Raw genomic sequence first — 18,212 nt, forward strand, 5'->3', positions numbered from 1 at the left:
TTAGAGCGTCGCGCCGATCGCGCGGGCGGCGGTGTCGGGGTCCTCGGCCTGCGTGATCGGGCGGCCTACGACCAGGATCGACGCGCCGGCGTCCATCGCCTGGCGCGGCGTGACGACTCGCTTCTGGTCGCCGATATGGCCATCCGGCAGGCGTACGCCCGGCACGACGAAGAACCCCTTCGGCCAGATCTTCTTCGCCGCCGCGACCTCGGCCCCCGAGCAGACGATGCCGTCGACCCCCGCCTGGCACGCCAGTTCGGTCAGCCGCGATACCTGGTCGTGCGCGCTGCCGACGACGCCCGTTGCGGCAAGATCGGACGCGTCGAGGCTGGTGAGCATCGTCACCGCGATCACCTTGGTGCCGATCGGCGCGGCTGCCTTGGCATCCTCGAGCATCGCCCGGCCGCCGCTTGCGTGGACGGTAAGGATCGCGGGTTCGAGCGCGCCGAGCGCCTGCACCGCCTTGGCGACGGTGTTGGGAATGTCATGAAGCTTCAGGTCGAGGAAGATCGGCAGCCCGAGTTCCGCCATCGCATGGACGCCGGCCTGACCGTGTGCGGAGAAGAATTCGAGTCCCAGCTTGATGCCGCCGACGTGATGGCGGACGCGCGATGCGATCGCCTTGGCCTTGGCGAGATCGGGCGTGTCGAGCGCGACGTAGATGCGGTTGCTCACAGCAGCGAGCCCGGCGGGGTGGCGGTCGACATGTCCGTGGCTGGGCCAACGGGGGTGATCGGCGCAACCGGTGTCTCGGCGTGCGCGAAGGCCACCGGTTCGGGCCGCGGCGTCCGCAGTTCGACCAACTCGCGTTCGCACGTCGCAAGCCGCTGGCGCAGCCGCCACCGGATCGCGTGATTGTACAGCATCGTCGGTACGAACCCGATCAGGAACGTGACGAACAGCAGCAGCGGCAGGTTCACGTCGGCGATCAGCCCACCCCAAAGCTGGATCTGGACGGCGTTCCAGTTCGAGATCGTGAAGACTGCGGCGATGAACGCCAACAGACACCAGAACAGGATTTTCAGGAACTGCATGCGGCCACCTCTATCGCGTCCCTCCGCGCCGAAGCGCCGATGGGTGTGCCAGAGCTACCGCCAAGCGGCCGGTTTGGCCAGTCTTGTGCCGAACAAGCCGGGTTTCAGCCGATTTCGGTCCTGATCTGCGCGATCAGCGGCAGGATCGCGGTGAGCCGGGGTTCCTCCTCGTCGAGGATCGCGACGAACGCGGCGCGCTTGATCGCGGCGACCCGACCGGGCTTCATCCGCACCGTCTTCGGCAGCGTCGAGACGGTGATGTCGATCATCCGCTCGGCGCCGTGCAGGCGGCCCCAGAGATAGTCATTCTCGCGGTAGGCGCGGCTGAAGAATGCGCCGAACGTGCCGAACTGGATCCCCTTCAACGTCGCGTCGGCCCCGCCCGAACGGATCGCGGTGGCATCGTCGGGGGCGATGCGGTCGACCTTGATCGGATCGAACTCGTCGAGTCCTTCGCCCTGCAACAACGGCAGCGTGGCGGTGTCGAAATACGGAAAGCCGAGATAGGCGAGCAACATCGTGCGCCGTGCGGGCTTGGCGAGTTGCGCGAACGCCCCGGCGAGGCGCTGGTCGGTCTCCGCGTCGAGCCGACCGAGGTCGAACGTCCGGCCGAGCGTCGCCAGCACCTCGGTCGCATCGCCGCGCATCGCGCGGACCGCGTCATGCTGTCCGGCATGCATCTCGCCGCGCATCCGATCGAGATACGGCGACAGCGATTCGTAGATCGCGTCGCGCATCGGCGCGAGTTCGGGCTCGTCGGCCTGCGTCTCCACCTCCGCCAACCGGCGCGCCATCAACCGCAACCGGCGGATGCGAAAGCCGATGTCGAAGGTGCGCAGGAACGCGATCGACGCGGGGCTGGCGCCGCCGGGATAGTTCGAGCCGAGCTGATCGGCGCTGGTCGCGACGACGCTCGCCACGATCGCCGACCTGATCTGGGCGAGGCGGCGTGGGCGATGATGACGGCCCGCGTGAAACAGCAGGCTGGCCATCGTCTCGATCACCGCGCTGCGCTTGACGTGTCCGTAGGCGACGAAGCCGTACCCTGCCTTCGACGCGGCCGCCTTTTGCGCGCGCCGTCGCCAAGCGATCAGCCGGGGGGCGGTCGGGCGGTCGAGAAACAGCGTGTGGCCGAACAGCGATTCGACATCGGCCTCGACATCGGGGCGGATCGCGGTGACGATCCCGCGCATCCGATCGATCCGCGCAGAGCGTTCGGCGATCGCCTCCAGATTGTCGCGGATCGGCTGCTGGCGCGGGATGTCGCTGATCGCGGCGATGATCGTCTGGAAGAAACCAGGCGTGCCTTCGCCACGATTGAGCCGCAGCTTGATGCCCGGCGAGGGGTCGATATAGATAAAGCGACGGTCGATCTGGCGCCGTGCCGGCCGTTCCTTGAGCGCATCGAGCGCGGGTCGGAACGGGGCGTTGGCGAGCACCGATCCATCGATCAGCACCGCGGTCTCCGCCGCCTTCGCCGCAGCATGGCGTGGCAGGACGCGCTTGAGGAAGGCGCCACGCCCCGGCCATGCGATCTGGCGGGTCTGGAGCACGGTATCGAGTTCCGCGACGGTGAACGGCGGGAACGCGCCGGGGAAGCTCGATGTCGCGCGGGCCGCGAACGCGAGTTCCGCACGCGGTGCGAGCGTATCGGTCGCGCCGCCATTGTCGGTGAAGTCGACCACCAGCCGATGCTCGGTCTCGACCACCTCGGCGGGCGAGTTGAGCTGCAACCGCTCGGGATGGCCCGAGAAATCGGTGACGGTCACGAACAGGTCGAGCGGTTGCCCAGGCGGCAACAGGCGGGGGCCGCGCGTGCTTGCCGCCATCGCGTCGAACGCGTCAAGCAGCAGGTTGGTGAAGGTCTTCCCCCCGAACGGCGGCTCGAACCAGCGCGAGCGGATGAAGTGCGACAGCTTGGTCCGCACCTCTTCGCGCGTCGGTTCGTCGAGTTCCTCGACCTTGTCGGTGCTGCGCCCCGCCGCCATCCACGCGAGCGGCATCGCCCAGACCTTCGACAGCCGCGATTTCGGCGCCGCCTCGGTATCGATCAGCGCCTCGACATCGGCCGACGTCATCCAGAGGTCGGTCAGCGGATCGAGGCTCTGGCCGGTGGCGATCGCCTGCGCGAGGAAGATGCCGTTGATCCCGCCCGCACTCGCGCCGGCGATGATGTCGGCGAGCACGCGGACACGGATCGACGCATGCTCTTCGATTTCCTGGAGCAGCGCGTGATAGATGCCCTGGCTGCCGCCGACCGGGGTTTCGCCGTCGTGGAACGCGCGGCTGGCGCAGACGAGGCGCCAGATCTCCTTGGTGATGCCGTGCATGTAGACCGCCAGGCTGATCCCGCCATAGCAGACGAGCGCCAGCCGCAGTTCCTTCTCGCGCATCCTAGATCCCGTCCCGCATCGTCGTTCGTACCGCGCTTATGTCGGCTGCAGAATAGCCCAGATCGGCAGATGATCCGATGCCTTCCGCGCTGCCGGGCTTGCATGCACGCCGCAGTCGGCGACGTGCAAGTCGCGCGAGACCATGATCCGGTCGAGCCGTGCGATCGCCCGTCTGGAATGGAAACTCGCGCCGGTCTCGGCAAACGCATAGTCGCGCCCGAAATCGCGCAGGCACCCCGCACCTGCACTCCATTCGTTGAGATCGCCCATCATCACGGTCGGATGGCGGTGCGCGCAGGCGTCGACGTGGTTCATGATCGCGGCAGCCTGCTTGCGGCGCCAGAGCCCCGACAGGTCGAGGTGCATGCCGAGCACGCGTAGCGTCGCGCCGGCGAGTTCGATGTCCGCCATCACCGCGCCGCGAGGCTCGAGCGCGGGCAGATGCAGCGGTTCGCTTGCCACGATGCGCGCCGATTTGCGGACGAGGATGACGTTGCCGTGCCAGCCCATGCTGAGCGCGCGCAGGCCGAAATCGACCGGTTTCCAGTCGCTATGTTCGTCGAGAAGGTGGTGCGGGAGGACGCAGGCCTTGGCGCCGAAGCGTCGATCCGCCTCCTGGAGCGCGATCACGTCGGCATCGATTTCGCGCAACACCTCGACCACGCGCTCGGGATTGCGCCGACGGTCGAGCCCGATGCCCTTGTGGATATTGTAGCTGGCAACCTTGATCATGCGTGAGGGCTTAACGCGGCGTCCGGGAAATGGGTTGCGGCGTCATGCCTGCGAAACGACAAAGCGATCGGAACGCCGACGCGGGATCGACCCGCGTCGGCATGCGCATTCAGCCTTGCGCGACGTCGCTCGCGTCGAACTCGGCGAACGCGGCCTTGACCTTGGCGGCCTTGGCCTCGTCCGCGATGTCGACCGACACGACGATCTTGTCCTCGAGCGCCGCGTCGTCGCGCGATGCGGGCGAGGGGTCCTGGCCTTCGGTGTCCGCGCCCGCCGTCTCGCTGCCGGCACTGTTGGCGGGGCCGTCGGTGGTGATGAAGATGTCGGTGCGCTCGATATGCTGCTCCTGGACGAGGCGCTCGACGGTCATCTCGGCTTCGCGGCGGGTGTCGAACTTGGCTTTGAGGGTCGTGGGCATGGGAACTCCTTGGGTTAGGCGGGAAGGGGGGTGGGGTGATCCGAACGATCGGCGCTCGTCGCGGCGACGAAATGATCGAGGAAGTTGGTCAGCTCGATCCGCCGACTTGCTTCCTGCGCGAACTCCTTGTCGACGCCGAGCGCCCAGAGGATCGATCGGCGACCGGGGTCGTCGTGCAGCGCGTCGAGTTGCGCGGCGCGGCGTTCGACGTCCTCGGGCGTATCGGCAAGACCCGCCTCGATCAGATCGTCGGACTGTCGGCGTAGCGCCACCGCGATCTCGCCGGGCGCCAGTTCGGGATGATATTGCACGCCCCAGAAGATCCCGCCGTCGTGACGAATTTCCGCCGCCTGGATGGTCGTGACAGCGTTGCTCGCGAGCAGGGTGGCATCGTCGGGGAGGTGCTCGACCTCGTCGCCGTGAATCGCGGGCGCGTCCCAGCTGGGTGCCCGGCCCGCGAGCAACGGATGGCTGCGCCCCGCATCGGTCGGCGTGATCCGGCGCGCGAGCCCGGCCTCGAGCTTGCCGGGCATTTTCCGCACCGAGCCGCCCGCTGCGGCCACCGCGAGTTGCAGGCCGGCGCACGATCCGAACGACGGGGTGCGCGATGCGAAGACGTTGCGCATGAAGCTCAGTTGGCGGCGGACTTCGGGGGTGTCGTCGTAGACGTGGAGCGGCGAGCCGGTGACGAACACCGCATCGAACGCCGCGATTTCGGTCGCGTCGTAGACCTCCGCGTCGTCGTCCGCCGGGGCGACGATCGTGATCCTGGCATCGGGACGAAGCTGTTCGAGCGTGGCGGCGTAGCTTTCGCCCGAACTCTTGCCGGTATGCTGGCGGCGCGCGTCACGCTCGTCGGCGGTTTCGCTCTCGGCGACGAGAAAATGCGGCACGCTGCGTCCTTCGTCCAGTATCAGACATCCCCCAACGCATGGCCCGGCGTTTGGTCCGCGCGCCCGCGAACAAATATGGATCGCGTTACTTCTGCGGTGCCGCGGGTTTGGCGGACAGCCAGCCGCTGTCGGCGAGCCAGTCGTTCAGCCGGTCGGGCCAGTGGAGAATCGAGATGCGGTCGGACTCGTCGAGATTGAACGCGTGGTCGCTGTCCGCATACATGTGCAGCTCGGCCGAGACGCCCGCCTTGCGCAATTGTTCGTAGAGCGCGACCGGCGGTGCGGCGCAGCAGGCGTCGCGGCTGCCGGCGATTAGGAAGGCGGGTGGCGCGCTGCCGATCGCCTTTGCCGGTATGCCGCGCGGTCCGGGGAACACCAGGACCTGGAAATCGGGGCGCGCGGACTGGCGGTCGATCGCGTCCACCGCGGGCCGGGCGGGCGGCTCTGGATTGTCGGCGATCAGCGACACGAGTTCGCCGCCTGCGGAAAAGCCCATCGCGCCGACGCGGTGCGGATCGACGCCGTAGTCGGCGGCGTGGGCGCGGACCCAGCGCACGGCGCGCCGCGCATCGTCGGCGGCGTCGCCCTCGACCGAATAGGGCGAACCCGGTTCGTTCGCCAACCGGTACTTCAGGACGAACGCGGTGACGCCCATGCGGTTGAGCGCGGTGGCGACCTTCGTCCCCTCGTTGGTCCAGACGAGTAGCTTGTGTCCGCCGCCGGGTATGACGACCATCGCCGCGCCGTTGCGGTGCGCAGGCGCGGCAGGGAAGGCGACCAGCGACGGATCGTGGATGTTGCGGACCCAATAGTCGCGGCCGACCTCCGCCTCCTTGCGGCGTCCCGTCGAACCGGGCGCGCCGTTCGGCCAGAGCGGGATCGACGTGTAGGTCGGGGCCGGCACCGGCGCGGGGTCCTGTGCCGCCGCGGGCCCCGCCATGACCAGCGCCGCGATCGCCCAGAGGGCGCGCATCACTTGGCTTCCGCCGCGGCCGCCATCGCCGCGCGCGCGGCGAGGATATAGGCCGAGGTCGTGCTGACGGTGTATTCGTTCTCGAACCACAGGAACGGCCAATCGGTCTTCAACTCGGGAAAGTCGGGTTTGACGATCAGCACGCCCGGCACCATCCCGCCCGGGATGAAGCTGTAGTCGGCACGGTTGTGACCATAGCCGATCAGCTTCGAGTCGGTGCCGACGGTCGACACCAGCGACAGGTTGTTGGCGGGGTGGCGCCCGAGCACATAGTCGAGCGCGTCGAGCGTATAGCCCGTGCCGATCAACTCGGGGAACGCCTTGTGCATGAGGTACATCGAGGTGCCGAAGCTCACGACCTGGTTCGATCCGGCCCAGGAGCCGTCGCTGATCGGCACCCCGAACGGATTGCGTGCCCGGTCGCCATCGGCCTTCGCCTTGAACTGCTGGACCAGCGGCGCGAGCTGCGCGCGATAGTCGGCGTCCATGAACGGGATCGCCCGCACCGCGACGCCGCCGATCCAGCCGAAATTCTGGTGGATCACGGGCAGCAACTGGCGGAGGCGATCGGCATAAACCTTGTCGCCCTTGCTGGTGATCAGCAGTTCGATCGTCGCCGCGACGTTGGCCGCCTCGGCCGAGCGCGGCGACGACGAGTCATCGCGACCGTCGCCCGACTTGGCGATGCCGCGCTGCTGTTTGCCCCACATCGCCGTCGCGGCGGTCAGCGCGTCCTTCGCCATCGCCGGATCGCTGGTGGCCAGTGCGCGCGACGAGGCGGCGAGCGCGGCGGCGACGAGCAAATTGTTGGCGGGCAGGTCGGTGGTGAACGCCCAGCGATCGTCGGGAGCGCCCGACGTGCCGCCCTTGCGCTCGGCCGGCTTCAGCGCGGCGTCGTATAGCAGGCTATCGGTCTGCGATCCCGCTTCGCCGAGATGCGCGTATTGGCGCAGCGCCGGGTCGACGATGCCGACGATCGCGTGCCCGAACACCTTGTACTGCGCGAGCAGCTGGAGCGTACCGTGGCGGATCTGCTGGACCGCATCCTCGACGCCGTCGGGCTTGCGGATTTCCACCGCTCGCGCGGCCTCGTCGACGCTGGTCTCGTCCCAGTCGAGCCCGAACAACTCGCGCGCCCAGACGAGATCGCGCACGACCGCGGCGTTCTCGGGAGTCTGGATGTCGTAATCGCCGGCATCCTGGAAACCGCCGACCGCAAGGCCTGGGATGTGCTCGCCCGCCTTGAACGGCGAGTCGAGGTTCGCGCCCATTTTGTAGCCGTCGAAATGGGTGATGTTCGGCGGCGCCTGGCGCGCATCGTCGAGATGCGACGGCGCCGACCACACGCGGTACTGCTCCCTGATCCCGACATGATCCATCTGCTCGGCGATGAAGGTGTCGAGCGAGGTCTGCCAGATCCGGTCATACGCGTCGGTGGCGATCCGGAACGGGTTGGTCGTCTTGCCCGCATAAGAGATCGCGTAGATGCCGGGTTCGCGTACCGTCGAGAAATCGAACGCCGCGTAATCGTAGCGCGTCCAACGGCCGCGCGATTGCGTCCGGGCGCGCAGCACGGTCTGCTGGCCGCCATCGGCGGTAAGCCTGACGAGCGCGGCGTCGGTGGGCGCCTTGAACTTGGGATCGAGTTCGATCAGCGCGATCTTGGGCCGGTTGGGCGTATAGCCCGCTTGGTTGAACGACACGATCGGCTCGCGCACCCAGTTCTTCACGACATTGGGCCGGACATGCCAGACGACCGCATTCTCCTTCGCACCCGCAGCGATCATCGAGCGGACGACGAACCAGCCGTTCTGCGCACGATTACGCGCATCGTAGAGCGACAGCGGCCCCTGATCCGAGGTGATCGTCACGCGGGTCAGCGGATCCTCGGGCGACAGCGTGACCGACTTGCCACCGCTCGCCATCGGCAGCGGATCGCCGGAGCCGTCCTTCGCCATCGGTCCGGTCGGATGGCGCGGGAACAGGCCCGGCGCGGCATCCATCAGGTAGGTCTTGCCGAAATAGGCGGTCGGCAGGAAATCGAGGTTGAAGCCCGCCTTGCCCGCGAGGCTGGCGGGTAGCGGCTGATCGAGATCGACCGCGATCCGGAAGCCGTCGCCTTCCGCGGTCACCTTCACTGCATAAGCGAGGTTCATGTCCTTGTAGGTCGAGCGGACGACGATCTGGTTGGGTTCGCTGCCCTTGGTACGGCTGACGAACGCGGGCACGCGCGCCCATTGTTCGGGGGTGGGATCAAGCCGGACGGCGCCGTCGGTCGCGAGGCGATTGCCGTGCAGGACGATCTGGATACCCGCGTTCTTCTCGTCGAAGAAGATCGGGCTGAACTGGTTCTGGTCGATGATCACCGACAGCCCCTGCGTTTCCAGCGTCCCGGCGGGCGTCGCGGTGAGCGATTGGGCGGAGGCCGTTCCGGCGCCTCCGGAAAATGCTGGAACGACGCACGCACCGACGGATGCGAGCAAAGCGATAAACGCCGATCTTGGCACAGGCCTCTCCCTGATGATGTCTGCAAGTTCGTCCGGCGGCGGCGCTTCTATCGAGCGCTCGCGGGGCCGCTGGGTAGTCAAGGTCTTGGTGGGGTTACTTCGCGGGCTTGAGCAGGTCGTGCATCGCCATCCAGCGGGTGAACTCGTCGAACCAGCCGGTGCTGGTGGTGGTCTTGGGGTACATGCCGAAGCCGTGGCCGCCTTGTTCGAACAGGTGGAACTCGACCGGACGCTTGGCCGCGTGCCAGCTCTCGATCAGCCCGAACCCGCTATTGCCGAAGAACGGATCGTCCGCGGCGAGCGCGACGAACAGCGGCGGGGCGCCGGCGGGAACGGTCATCGCCGCAAGCGGCCCATAGATGTTGCCGATGAATGCGGGCTTCGCATCGCCGCCCGCGACGGTGGTCGCCATCGTCAGCATCGCGCCGGCGGAGAACCCGACCATGCCGATGCGAGTCGGGTCGACATGCCATTCGGCTGAGCGTTTGCGGACAAGTGCGAAGGCGGCGCGCGCGTCCGCGATCTGCGGCGCGAGCCCCGCCATCATCGCATCGGGCTTCGGACGCGGCGCCCGCGCGATCGACGAGAACATCGCGGTCATCGACTTTTCGAACGCCGGCATCGCCTCCGGCGTCGGGTTGAGGCGATATTTGAGCACGAACGCGGCGACGCCCTTGGCGGCCAGCGCGCGCGCGACGTCATAGCCTTCGTTTTCCATCGACAGCGTCTTGAAGCCGCCGCCCGGCGCGACGATCACCGCGGTGCCGGTCGCCTTGGACGGATCGGGCAGGAACGGGGTCAGCGTGGCGATCGTGACGTTGCGCGCGAACACGCTGCCATATTGGCTGTGCCAGGCTTCGGGGGCGGTTGCGCCAGGCAGCTTGCCGGTGCCGAGGACGATCGCATCGGTCTGCGCGGGAATCGCGATCGGGGTCATCTGGTCGGACTGCGCGTGGACGGGAGTCGCGAGGATCATGGCTGCGGCGAAACCGAGTCGTGCCAGTCCGAATCCCGAACGGCGGCGGCGCATGCCCCCACCCGCCGCGTTGTTGCTCATCACGTGTACCATGATCGCTCTCCCCTGTTTTATCGTTATTGGTCACCACGATAAAGAGAGCGCTACCATTGCGCAATTTATACTTTCGATCCCGCGCGTTGCCAGCGAACATATTGAGTTATCGGGAAGCGCCGGTGATGCCCGCCCAAGACTCCTGCGTGTATTCAATGCCATCATGGTCATTCCCGCCCCTGTCGAACGGCCTATTCGTAGGTGTAGCGTGGCGCCGTATTCCAATATCGACGGGAACGGTCTGGACTAGCGCTCCCGAATCCCTATTCTGCCGGCGGGGAGAGCGGGGATGCGATTTGCTAGACTGTGGGCGGCGCTAGCGATCGTCGTCGCGCCGGTTGCCGCGTTCGGGGGCGATACGCCGCACGTCACGCTTGCCACGCCCGCCATCTCGGATGGCGCGATCACGCGCTTCACCGTGCGGTTCAGCGACGCGATCGTCCCGCTCGGCGATCCGCGCGCCGCCTCGCCGCTGAAGGTCGAGTGCGCGGTGTCGGGCGAAGGGCGCTGGGTCGATCAGCAAACCTATGTCTGGGACTTCGCGCAAGGCCTGCCCGGCGGAACGCGCTGCACGCTTGCGACGCGCGAAGGACTCAAGAGCGCGGCGGGCTACGGCGTCGATGCGGAGAGCTTCACCGTCGACGCCGGCGGTCCGGTCGCCCGCGCGGTACTGCCCGGCGAGGGCGATATCGAGGAGGACCAGGTGTTCCTGGTCGCCGCGAACATGCTTGCGACCCGTGAATCGATCGCCGCCAACGCCTATTGTGCGGTCGACGGGATCGGCGAGAAGATCGCGGTCGACGTGCTCGCGCCAGATTTGCCGGGCAAGCTGCTCGCCGGGTTGGGAAGCAACTACTCGGTCACCAATTTCCTCGAGAGTGCCGGACGGCCCAAGGCGATCCCCGCCGATGCCGCGTCGCGCAAGCGCGCGCTGGCCGGCATTACCGCGCTGAAATGCCGACGCCCCTTGCCGCCGGGCCGCGACATGGCGCTGGTCTGGGGTAGCAACATCGCCAGTGCAGGCGGCAAGCTCGCCGGCGCCGATCAGCGGTTCGACTTCACCGTTCGGAAACCCTTCACCGCGCGGTTCGAATGCTCGCGCGTCAACACCGCGGCGGGATGCAGCCCGGTCGAGAAGGCGTATCTCCGGTTCTCCGCGCCGGTCCCGATGAGCGCGGCGACGCAGGTCCGCGTGACGCTCGCCGACGGCAAATCGATCGCGCCCGTGTTCAGCGATGAAGAAAAGAACCGCGCGACGATCGAGCAGGTCACGTTCGCCGCGCCCTTGCCAGTCGCGACGCGCGGCAACGTGTCGATTCCGGCGGACCTCAAGGACGAGAGCGGCCGGATCCTCGCCAACCGCGAACGCTTCCCGCTTGAGGTGAAGTTCGACGAAGCCCCGCCGCTCGTCAAGTTCGCGGCCGATTTCGGTATCCTCGAGGCGAAACAGGGCGGCGTGCTGCCCGTCACCGTCCGCAACGTCGAGCCTTCGCTGCAAGGCCAGACCGCGGGTATCGGCGGCCAGCGGCTGCGCGTGGGCGGCACCGACGGCGAGATCGCCGCGTGGCTGCGGCGCGTCGAGGAGGCGGGCAAGACCGACTATCAGACGATCGAGCGCAAGGGGGCCGAGCCGCTCCAGATCAACCATACCGGCGAGAAGCCGCTGCTGTTCGGGAGCGGGGGCGGCGGTGAAGGCGATCCCTTCAAGCTCGACCTGCCGGGCAAAGGCAAGGACTTCGAGGTCGTCGGCCTGCCGCTCGGCAAGCCCGGTTTCTACGTCGTCGAACTCGCCAGCCCGACGCTCGGCCGTGCGCTGCTCGGCCGCGACGTGCCGCGCTACGTCGCGAGCGCCGCGCTCGTCACCGATCTTGCCGTGCACTTCGAATGGGGGCGCGATCGCTCGCTCGCCTGGGTCACGCGGCTGTCGACCGGCAAGCCGGTGGCGAATGCGGTGGTGCAGGTCAGCGACAGCTGCACCGGCAAGCCGCTCGCGCGCGGCGCGACCGACAAGAGCGGCGGGCTGATGGTGGCGCGCGGTCTTCCCGAACCCGAGACCTATGGCAGTTGTAAAGGCGAGGGTTCACCGCATCCGCTGATGATCTCGGCGCGTACCGGCGACGATTTCAGCTTCACGCTGACCGACTGGGGGGAGGGCATCCGGCCGTTCGATTTCGACCTGTCCTATGGTTATTCGGCGGCGACCGACATCATCCACACCGTGTTTGATCGCGCGCTGGTTCGCCAGGGCGAGACGATCCATATGAAGCATATCCTGCGCCGCCCCGACGCGCGTGGCTTCAGCCTCGCGCCGGGCTTTACCGGCACGCTCCGGCTTTCGCACCGCGGCTCGGACACGCAGTTCGAGATGCCCGTGACGATCGGCGCGAATGGGACCGGCGAGACGGTCTGGACCGCCCCCAAGGGCGCGCCGATGGGGGATTACGACCTCGTCTTCGTCGTCGGCGACACCACCACCGAATCCACGCAGTCGTTCAAGGTCGACGAATACCGCCTGCCGACGATGCGCGCGAGCGTGACCGGGCCCAAGACCGCGCTCGTCAAGCCGCGCACCGCGCAACTCGATCTGTTCGCCGGCTATCTCTCGGGCGGCGGTGCCCCCGGCTTGCCGGTCGACGTCCGCATCGGCTGGTTCGCGCACAGTGCGACGCCTGTCGGCTACGACAAATTCAGCTTCGGCGGCGAACCGATCAGCGAAGGCGTCAAGCCGCTCGATGGCGAGGGCGAGGATGCGAAGACGCCGTTGCCGCCGACGCAGATGCTGCCCGCGACGCTCGGCAGCGACGGCACGCGGCGGATGACGGTCGACATGCCGCAAACGCTGCCCGGCACGACCGATATGCAGGTCGAGATGGATTACCGCGATGCCAATGGCGAGACGCTGACCGCCTCGAAATCGATCCCGATCTACGCCTCGGGCGTCCAGCTCGGCGTCGCCACCGATGGCTGGATGATGCGCGCGGACGATCTGCGCCTGCGCTTCGTCGCGCTGGATACCGACGGCAAGCCGATCAAGGGGCAGAAGCTGTCGGTCGCGCTCTACAGCCGCCAGATCCTGACCGCGCGGCGGCGGTTGATCGGCGGGTTCTACGCCTATGACAACCGGATGCGGACGACCAAGCTGTCGGCCTCGTGCAGCGCCACCACCGACGCGCAGGGGCTTGCGCAGTGCAAGGCGGATCCGGGCGTCTCGGGCGAGATCTACGCGGTCGTCACCACCACCGACGCGGACGGCAACGTCGCGCGCGCGGTGAAGTCGGTGTGGCTCGCGGGGAACGACGATTGGTGGTTCGGCGGCGACAATGGCGACCGGATGGACGTCGTGCCAGAAAAGCTCACCTATGCGTCGGGCGAGACCGCGCGGTTCCAGGTCCGCATGCCGTTCCGCTCGGCGACCGCTTTGGTCAGCGTCGAGCGCGAGGGCGTGTTGTCGAGCTTCGTCACCGAATTGTCGGGCAAGGACCCGGTGATCGAGGTGCCGATGGACGCGGCCTATGCGCCCGACGTCTATGTCTCGGTGCTGGTCGTGCGCGGTCGTGTCGAGAGCGGCTTCTGGAGCTGGATCCACCGCATCGCGCGGACGCTCGGGCTGTCGGATACGCCGGAGGACGCCGCCGAGCCGACCGCGTTGGTCGATCTCGCTAAACCCGCCTACCGCCTGGGCATCGCCAAGGTGAAGGTCGGCTGGGAAGGCCATACGCTCGCCGTCGCGGTCAAGGCGGACCGCGAGCGTTACGCGCCGCGGGGCACGGCCAACGTCGCGATCCAGGTGCGGAAGCCCGATGGCAGCCCGGCGCGTGAGGCCGACGTTGCGTTCGCCGCGGTCGACCAGGCGTTGCTGCAACTCGCACCGAACGACAGCTGGAACATCCTCGACGCGATGATGGGCGATCGCCCGCTGTCCGTCCTGACCGCGACCGCGCAGATGCAGGTCGTCGGCAAACGGCATTATGGCCGCAAGGCGCTCGAAGCGGGTGGCGGCGGTGGCGGCGGCGACCTGTCGGGTCTCAACCGCGAGAATTTCCAGCCGGTATTGCTGTGGAAGGGCCATGTCCCGCTCGATGCGCAAGGGCGTGCGCGCGTGTCCGTGCCGCTGTCCGATGCGCTGTCGTCGTTCAAGCTCGTCGCGATCGCCACCGACGGCGCGCAGGCGTTCGGTACCGGCAGCACCGACATCCGTACCGCGCAGGACCTGTCGCTCTATGCGGGCATGCCGCCGCTGGTCCGCTCGGGCGATTTCTACGGTGCGCGGTTCACGCTCAGGAACGGATCGGACCGCGCGATGACGGTCACCGCGAACATCGACGTCTTCCCGCGGATTGCACAAGGCAAACCGCTGACGGTCACCATTCCCGCCGGCGGTGCGGCACCGGTGGCGTGGAACCTCACCGCGCCGTCCGGAGTCGATACGCTGCGCTGGACGGTGCGGGCGAAGAGCAACGACGGCCGTGCGACCGATCAGGTTACGGTGACGCAGGACGTCATCCCGGCGGTGCCGACCGAGATCTGGGCGGCGACGCTCGCGCAGGTCGGTGAGAATACGCTGATTCCGATCGCGCCGCCGATGGGCGCGCTGCCGGGTCGCGGCAGCGTCGACATCCGCCTTGCCGATACGCTGGCGCCGTCGCTCGTCGGGGTGCGCGACTATATGACGCGCTATCCGTTCAACTGTTTCGAACAGCGGCTGTCGCGGATCGTCGTGCTCGGCGACATGGCGGGCTGGGCGACGCTGGCCGGCGAGATCCCGACCTATCAGGCGCCCGACGGACTGCTCCGGTATTTTCCCGGCGACAGCCTGCAGGGGTCGGAGGCGCTGACCGCCTATGTCCTGTCGATGACGGGCGCGGCGAACCTGTCGCTGCCGCCGGTCCAGCGCGCGCGGATGATCGAGGCGATGAAGGCGGTGCTCGACGGACGCTTGCGACACGAGGATTACGGCGATGTCCGCCTGACCAAGGTCGCGGCGCTGGCGGCCTTGGCGCGGCAGGGCGAGGCGACGGCAGCGATGCTCGGCCAGATCGGCATGACGCCCGCCGACATGCCAACCGCGAGCCTTGCCGACTATATCACCGCACTGACGGCGATCCCTGGTGCGTCGACCGAGGCCAAGGCGCAGGCCGAGGCGGTGTTGCGCACGCGCCTCGTGTTCGAGGGCACGCGGCTCGATCTGTCGGACTCGGCCAACGCGTCGTGGTGGCTGATGTCGTCGGCGGACGAGGCGGCGAACAAGGCGACCGCGGCGGTGCTCGGGCGGCCGGGTTGGCAGGACGCCGCGCCGCGGCTGATGGTCGGCACGGCATTGCGCCAGTCGCGCGGGCATTGGGATACGACCACCGCCAACGCCTGGGGTGCGATCGCCGCGCGGCGGTTCGCGCAGGTCTATCCGGCGCAGGCTGTCACGGGCACGACGATGCTGTCCTATGCCGGGCGTAGCGTTGCGCGCGGCTGGCCGCTGGCGGAACCGGCGCGGACTGTGTCGTTCCCGCTCGCTGCCGCCGGACCGCTGCGGTTGGCGCAAGGCGGCGGGGCAGGGCCGTGGGCGACCGTGTCGATCTCGGCGGCGGTGCCGCTACGGCAGCCGCTGTTCGCGGGCTATCGCCTGACGCGGAAGGTCGACGTCGTGCAGGCGCGCAACCCAGGGCGGCTGACGACGGGCGACGTGCTCCGCGTGACGCTGTCGGTCGAGGCGACCGCCGAGCGCAACTGGGTCGCGATCAGCGATCCCGTGCCCGCCGGCGCGACCGTGATCGGCGATCTCGGTGGCCAGTCACAACTGCTCCAGCAGGGCGGCGCGGCAGATGGTGAGGGCGGCGGGCCGAGCTATGTCGAACGCGGCCGCGATACGTGGCGCGCCTATTTCGCCTGGCTGCCCAAGGGGACCACCACCGTATCGTACACGCTGCGGCTCAACGGTGCCGGCCGGTTCCAGATGCCGCCTAGCCGGGTCGAGGCGATGTATTCGCCCGCAATTCGCGCCGCGGTGCCGAACCAGACGATGGTCGTCGCGGATCGATGAGGCAGCGCGCGGCGCTTGCCGGACTGCTGGTGCTGATCCTCGCCGCGGTCGGGTTCGACTGGGCGACGTTCCCGCCGCCGCTGCCGGGCTATGCGCAGGTGCGCGCTGCGTGGAAGCCGTCGGAGGCGTGGCTCTACGATCGCCACGGCGTGCTGATCGACAGCGCACGCGTCAATTTCGCCGCGCGTCGGCTGGCGTGGGTACCGCTCGACCAGATCGCCCCGGTCGTGCCCACCACCGTCGTCGCGGCGGAGGACGCCCGCTTCCGCAGCCACGGCGGCGTCGACTGGCTGGCGATCCTCGGCTCGATCCGCGCCCGAACGAAGGGCGAGCGGGGCAGGGGTGCCAGTACGCTCTCGATGCAGGTCGCCGCGTTCCTGTCGCCGACACTGGCGATGCCCGGCGCGCGCGGCTGGCGCGACAAGCTCCGCCAGATGCGCGCGGCCCGATCGCTGGAGATGACGTGGAGCAAGGACCAGATCCTCGAGACGTATCTCAACCTCGCGCCGTTCCGCGGCGAGGCGCAGGGGATCGGTGCGGCGGCGCTGTCGCTGTTCGGCAAGACCCCCGCGGCGATGGCACGCGACGACGCGCTGCTGCTGACCGCGCTGCTCCCCGATCCCCAGGCGCCCGCCCCTCGCATCGCCGCGCGGGCGTGTCGCCTGGGTGGCACAGGGGACTGCGCGCGGTTCGCCAGCGAGGCCGCGTCGATGCTCGGCCCGGTGCGGACGCTGGCGCTCGATCCGGGGCTCGCGCCGCATCTCGCTGATCGCCTGCTGACCAAGCCCGGCCTGCGGATCACGACCACGCTCGACGCCGCGCTCCAGCGCACGGTCGCCGCCGCGCTGCGTCGCCAGTTGCTCGGGCTCGGTGGATCGCGCGCGCGCGACGGTGCCGCGGTCGTGATCGACAATGCGAGCGGTGACGTCCTCGCCTATGTCGGCGGGATCGGCGGTGCCTCGACCGCGCCATCCGTCGATGCCGCCGACGCCTATCGCCAGGCCGGGTCGACGCTGAAACCGTTCCTTTACGCGCAAGCGATCGAGCGCGGATACCTGACCCCGGCGTCGGTGCTGGACGATTCTCCCGTGCAGCTCGACACGGCGTCGGGGCTCTACGTACCGCAGAACTACGATCGCGGGTTCAAGGGGCGCGTGTCGGTGCGCAGCGCGCTGGCGGGGTCGCTCAACGTGCCCGCAGTGCGGACGTTGCTGCTGGTCGGGGTCGAGCCGTTCCGTGATCGGCTCTGGGATACGGGCTATCGTGGGCTCGTCGAGGACGGCGATTATTACGGGTTCAGCCTTGCGCTCGGATCGGCCGAGGTGACCCTGCTCGAACAGGCCGATGCGTACCGGTCGCTGGCGAATGGCGGGCGCTGGTCCCCGCTGCGGCTCACCGCCGACGCTCCCCACGTTGCCGCTCGTCCGGTCACGACGCCCGCGGCCGCGTGGATCGTCGCCGACATGATGGCCGACCCCAACGCCCGCGCCGCCACCTTCGGTCTGGACTCGGCACTGCGGCTGCCGTTCTGGACCGCGGTGAAGACGGGCACCTCGAAAGGCATGCGCGACAATTGGTGCGTAGGCTTCTCACGCCGCTACACCGTCGCCGTGTGGGTCGGGAACGTCGAGGGCGATCCGATGCGCGCGGTCTCGGGCACCAGCGGCGCGGCGCCGGTGTGGCGCGACGTCATGCTCGCGCTCGGACGCGACGACGAACGCGGGCCCCCCATGCCCGCCGGCGTCGAACGTCGCCGCATCGCGTTTGCCGATGCGATCGAGCAGCCACGGATCGAGTATTTCCTCCGCGGTACCGGCCAGTCGCTGATCGCCGCGGCGCCAGCCACCGCCCGCCGCGCGCGGATCGTCAACCCCGCCTCGGGCAGCGTCTACGCGATCGACCCCGACATCCCTGCCGACCGCCAGCGCCTCGCGATCGAGACGACCGGCGACGTCCGCGCGCACCACGTGTTCCTCGACAATCGCGACCTCGGCCCCGCCGCGCAACAACTGCTGTTCTTCGCTCCGCCGGGCCGGCACCGATTACGGCTCGTCGACGCAGCCGGTCGCGCCGCCGACCAGGTGATCGTCACGATCCGCTGAGCAGGCTGCATTTGCGGACGGGCTGGCGCGCAGGGATCAAGCGCGAAGCCTGCCGTT

General features: G+C 68.5%; 11 protein-coding genes. 2 read left to right on the top strand and 9 right to left on the bottom strand.

Features of this window, described 5'->3' with window-relative positions:
* The 9 genes from pyrF to C8J43_RS08755 form a co-directional block, all read right to left on the bottom strand.
* Window positions 1-675 (bottom strand): orotidine-5'-phosphate decarboxylase, encoded by a 675-nt coding sequence (pyrF, locus tag C8J43_RS08715; protein WP_133030529.1) that lies wholly within the window; start codon window positions 673-675, stop codon window positions 1-3.
* Complete coding sequence (locus C8J43_RS08720) at window positions 672-1,034, bottom strand: LapA family protein (protein WP_133030530.1); 363 nt, start codon at window positions 1,032-1,034, stop codon at window positions 672-674. The genes pyrF and C8J43_RS08720 overlap by 4 nt, the downstream gene beginning before the upstream one ends.
* 104 nt (window positions 1,035-1,138) lie before the next feature.
* On the bottom strand, window positions 1,139-3,427 hold the full coding sequence (locus C8J43_RS08725; RefSeq protein ID WP_133030531.1) for a patatin-like protein: 2,289 nt from the start codon (window positions 3,425-3,427) through the stop codon (window positions 1,139-1,141).
* 36 nt (window positions 3,428-3,463) lie between these two features.
* On the bottom strand, window positions 3,464-4,159 hold the full coding sequence (locus C8J43_RS08730; RefSeq protein ID WP_056050992.1) for an endonuclease/exonuclease/phosphatase family protein: 696 nt from the start codon (window positions 4,157-4,159) through the stop codon (window positions 3,464-3,466).
* Window positions 4,160-4,268: 109 nt separating this feature from the next.
* Window positions 4,269-4,577: a hypothetical protein gene (locus tag C8J43_RS08735; protein WP_121884573.1), complete on the bottom strand. Its 309-nt coding sequence runs from the start codon at window positions 4,575-4,577 to the stop codon at window positions 4,269-4,271.
* Window positions 4,578-4,591: 14 nt separating this feature from the next.
* Window positions 4,592-5,470: a type 1 glutamine amidotransferase gene (locus C8J43_RS08740; RefSeq protein WP_133030532.1), complete on the bottom strand. Its 879-nt coding sequence runs from the start codon at window positions 5,468-5,470 to the stop codon at window positions 4,592-4,594.
* Between the two features lie 85 nt (window positions 5,471-5,555).
* On the bottom strand, window positions 5,556-6,443 hold the full coding sequence (locus C8J43_RS08745) for an alpha/beta hydrolase (RefSeq protein WP_133030533.1): 888 nt from the start codon (window positions 6,441-6,443) through the stop codon (window positions 5,556-5,558).
* On the bottom strand, window positions 6,443-8,950 hold the full coding sequence (locus C8J43_RS08750) for a glycoside hydrolase family 9 protein (RefSeq protein ID WP_243645477.1): 2,508 nt from the start codon (window positions 8,948-8,950) through the stop codon (window positions 6,443-6,445). The genes C8J43_RS08745 and C8J43_RS08750 overlap by 1 nt, the downstream gene beginning before the upstream one ends.
* 94 nt (window positions 8,951-9,044) lie before the next feature.
* Entirely contained in the window at window positions 9,045-10,019 is a 975-nt protein-coding gene (locus C8J43_RS08755; protein WP_133030534.1) for an alpha/beta hydrolase, read from the bottom strand.
* Window positions 10,020-10,308: 289 nt separating this feature from the next.
* Here C8J43_RS08755 and C8J43_RS08760 point away from each other — a divergent pair, with 289 nt between their 5' ends.
* Together C8J43_RS08760 and pbpC are read left to right on the top strand one after the other, a co-directional pair.
* A complete protein-coding gene (locus C8J43_RS08760) occupies window positions 10,309-16,053 on the top strand; it encodes an MG2 domain-containing protein (protein WP_133030535.1) in 5,745 nt (1,914 codons plus the stop codon).
* Window positions 16,050-18,155, top strand: a complete 2,106-nt coding sequence (gene pbpC, locus C8J43_RS08765; protein ID WP_133030536.1) for a penicillin-binding protein 1C — start codon at window positions 16,050-16,052, stop codon at window positions 18,153-18,155. Before C8J43_RS08760 ends, pbpC begins: the two co-directional genes overlap by 4 nt.
* Window positions 18,156-18,212: the final 57 nt, after the last annotated feature.

Source organism: Sphingomonas sp. PP-CE-1G-424 (assembly GCF_004341085.1).
Classification (GTDB): domain Bacteria; phylum Pseudomonadota; class Alphaproteobacteria; order Sphingomonadales; family Sphingomonadaceae; genus Sphingomonas.

Coding starts and splice junctions, on each gene's coding strand:
- C8J43_RS08720 (WP_133030530.1), bottom strand. CDS start 1,034: ATGCAGTTCCTGAAAATCCTGTTCTGGTGTCTGTTGGCGTTCATCGCC.
- C8J43_RS08725 (WP_133030531.1), bottom strand. CDS start 3,427: ATGCGCGAGAAGGAACTGCGGCTGGCGCTCGTCTGCTATGGCGGGATC.
- C8J43_RS08730 (WP_056050992.1), bottom strand. CDS start 4,159: ATGATCAAGGTTGCCAGCTACAATATCCACAAGGGCATCGGGCTCGAC.
- C8J43_RS08735 (WP_121884573.1), bottom strand. CDS start 4,577: ATGCCCACGACCCTCAAAGCCAAGTTCGACACCCGCCGCGAAGCCGAG.
- C8J43_RS08745 (WP_133030533.1), bottom strand. CDS start 6,443: ATGCGCGCCCTCTGGGCGATCGCGGCGCTGGTCATGGCGGGGCCCGCG.
- C8J43_RS08755 (WP_133030534.1), bottom strand. CDS start 10,019: ATGGTACACGTGATGAGCAACAACGCGGCGGGTGGGGGCATGCGCCGC.
- C8J43_RS08760 (WP_133030535.1), top strand. CDS start 10,309: ATGCGATTTGCTAGACTGTGGGCGGCGCTAGCGATCGTCGTCGCGCCG.
- pbpC (WP_133030536.1), top strand. CDS start 16,050: ATGAGGCAGCGCGCGGCGCTTGCCGGACTGCTGGTGCTGATCCTCGCC.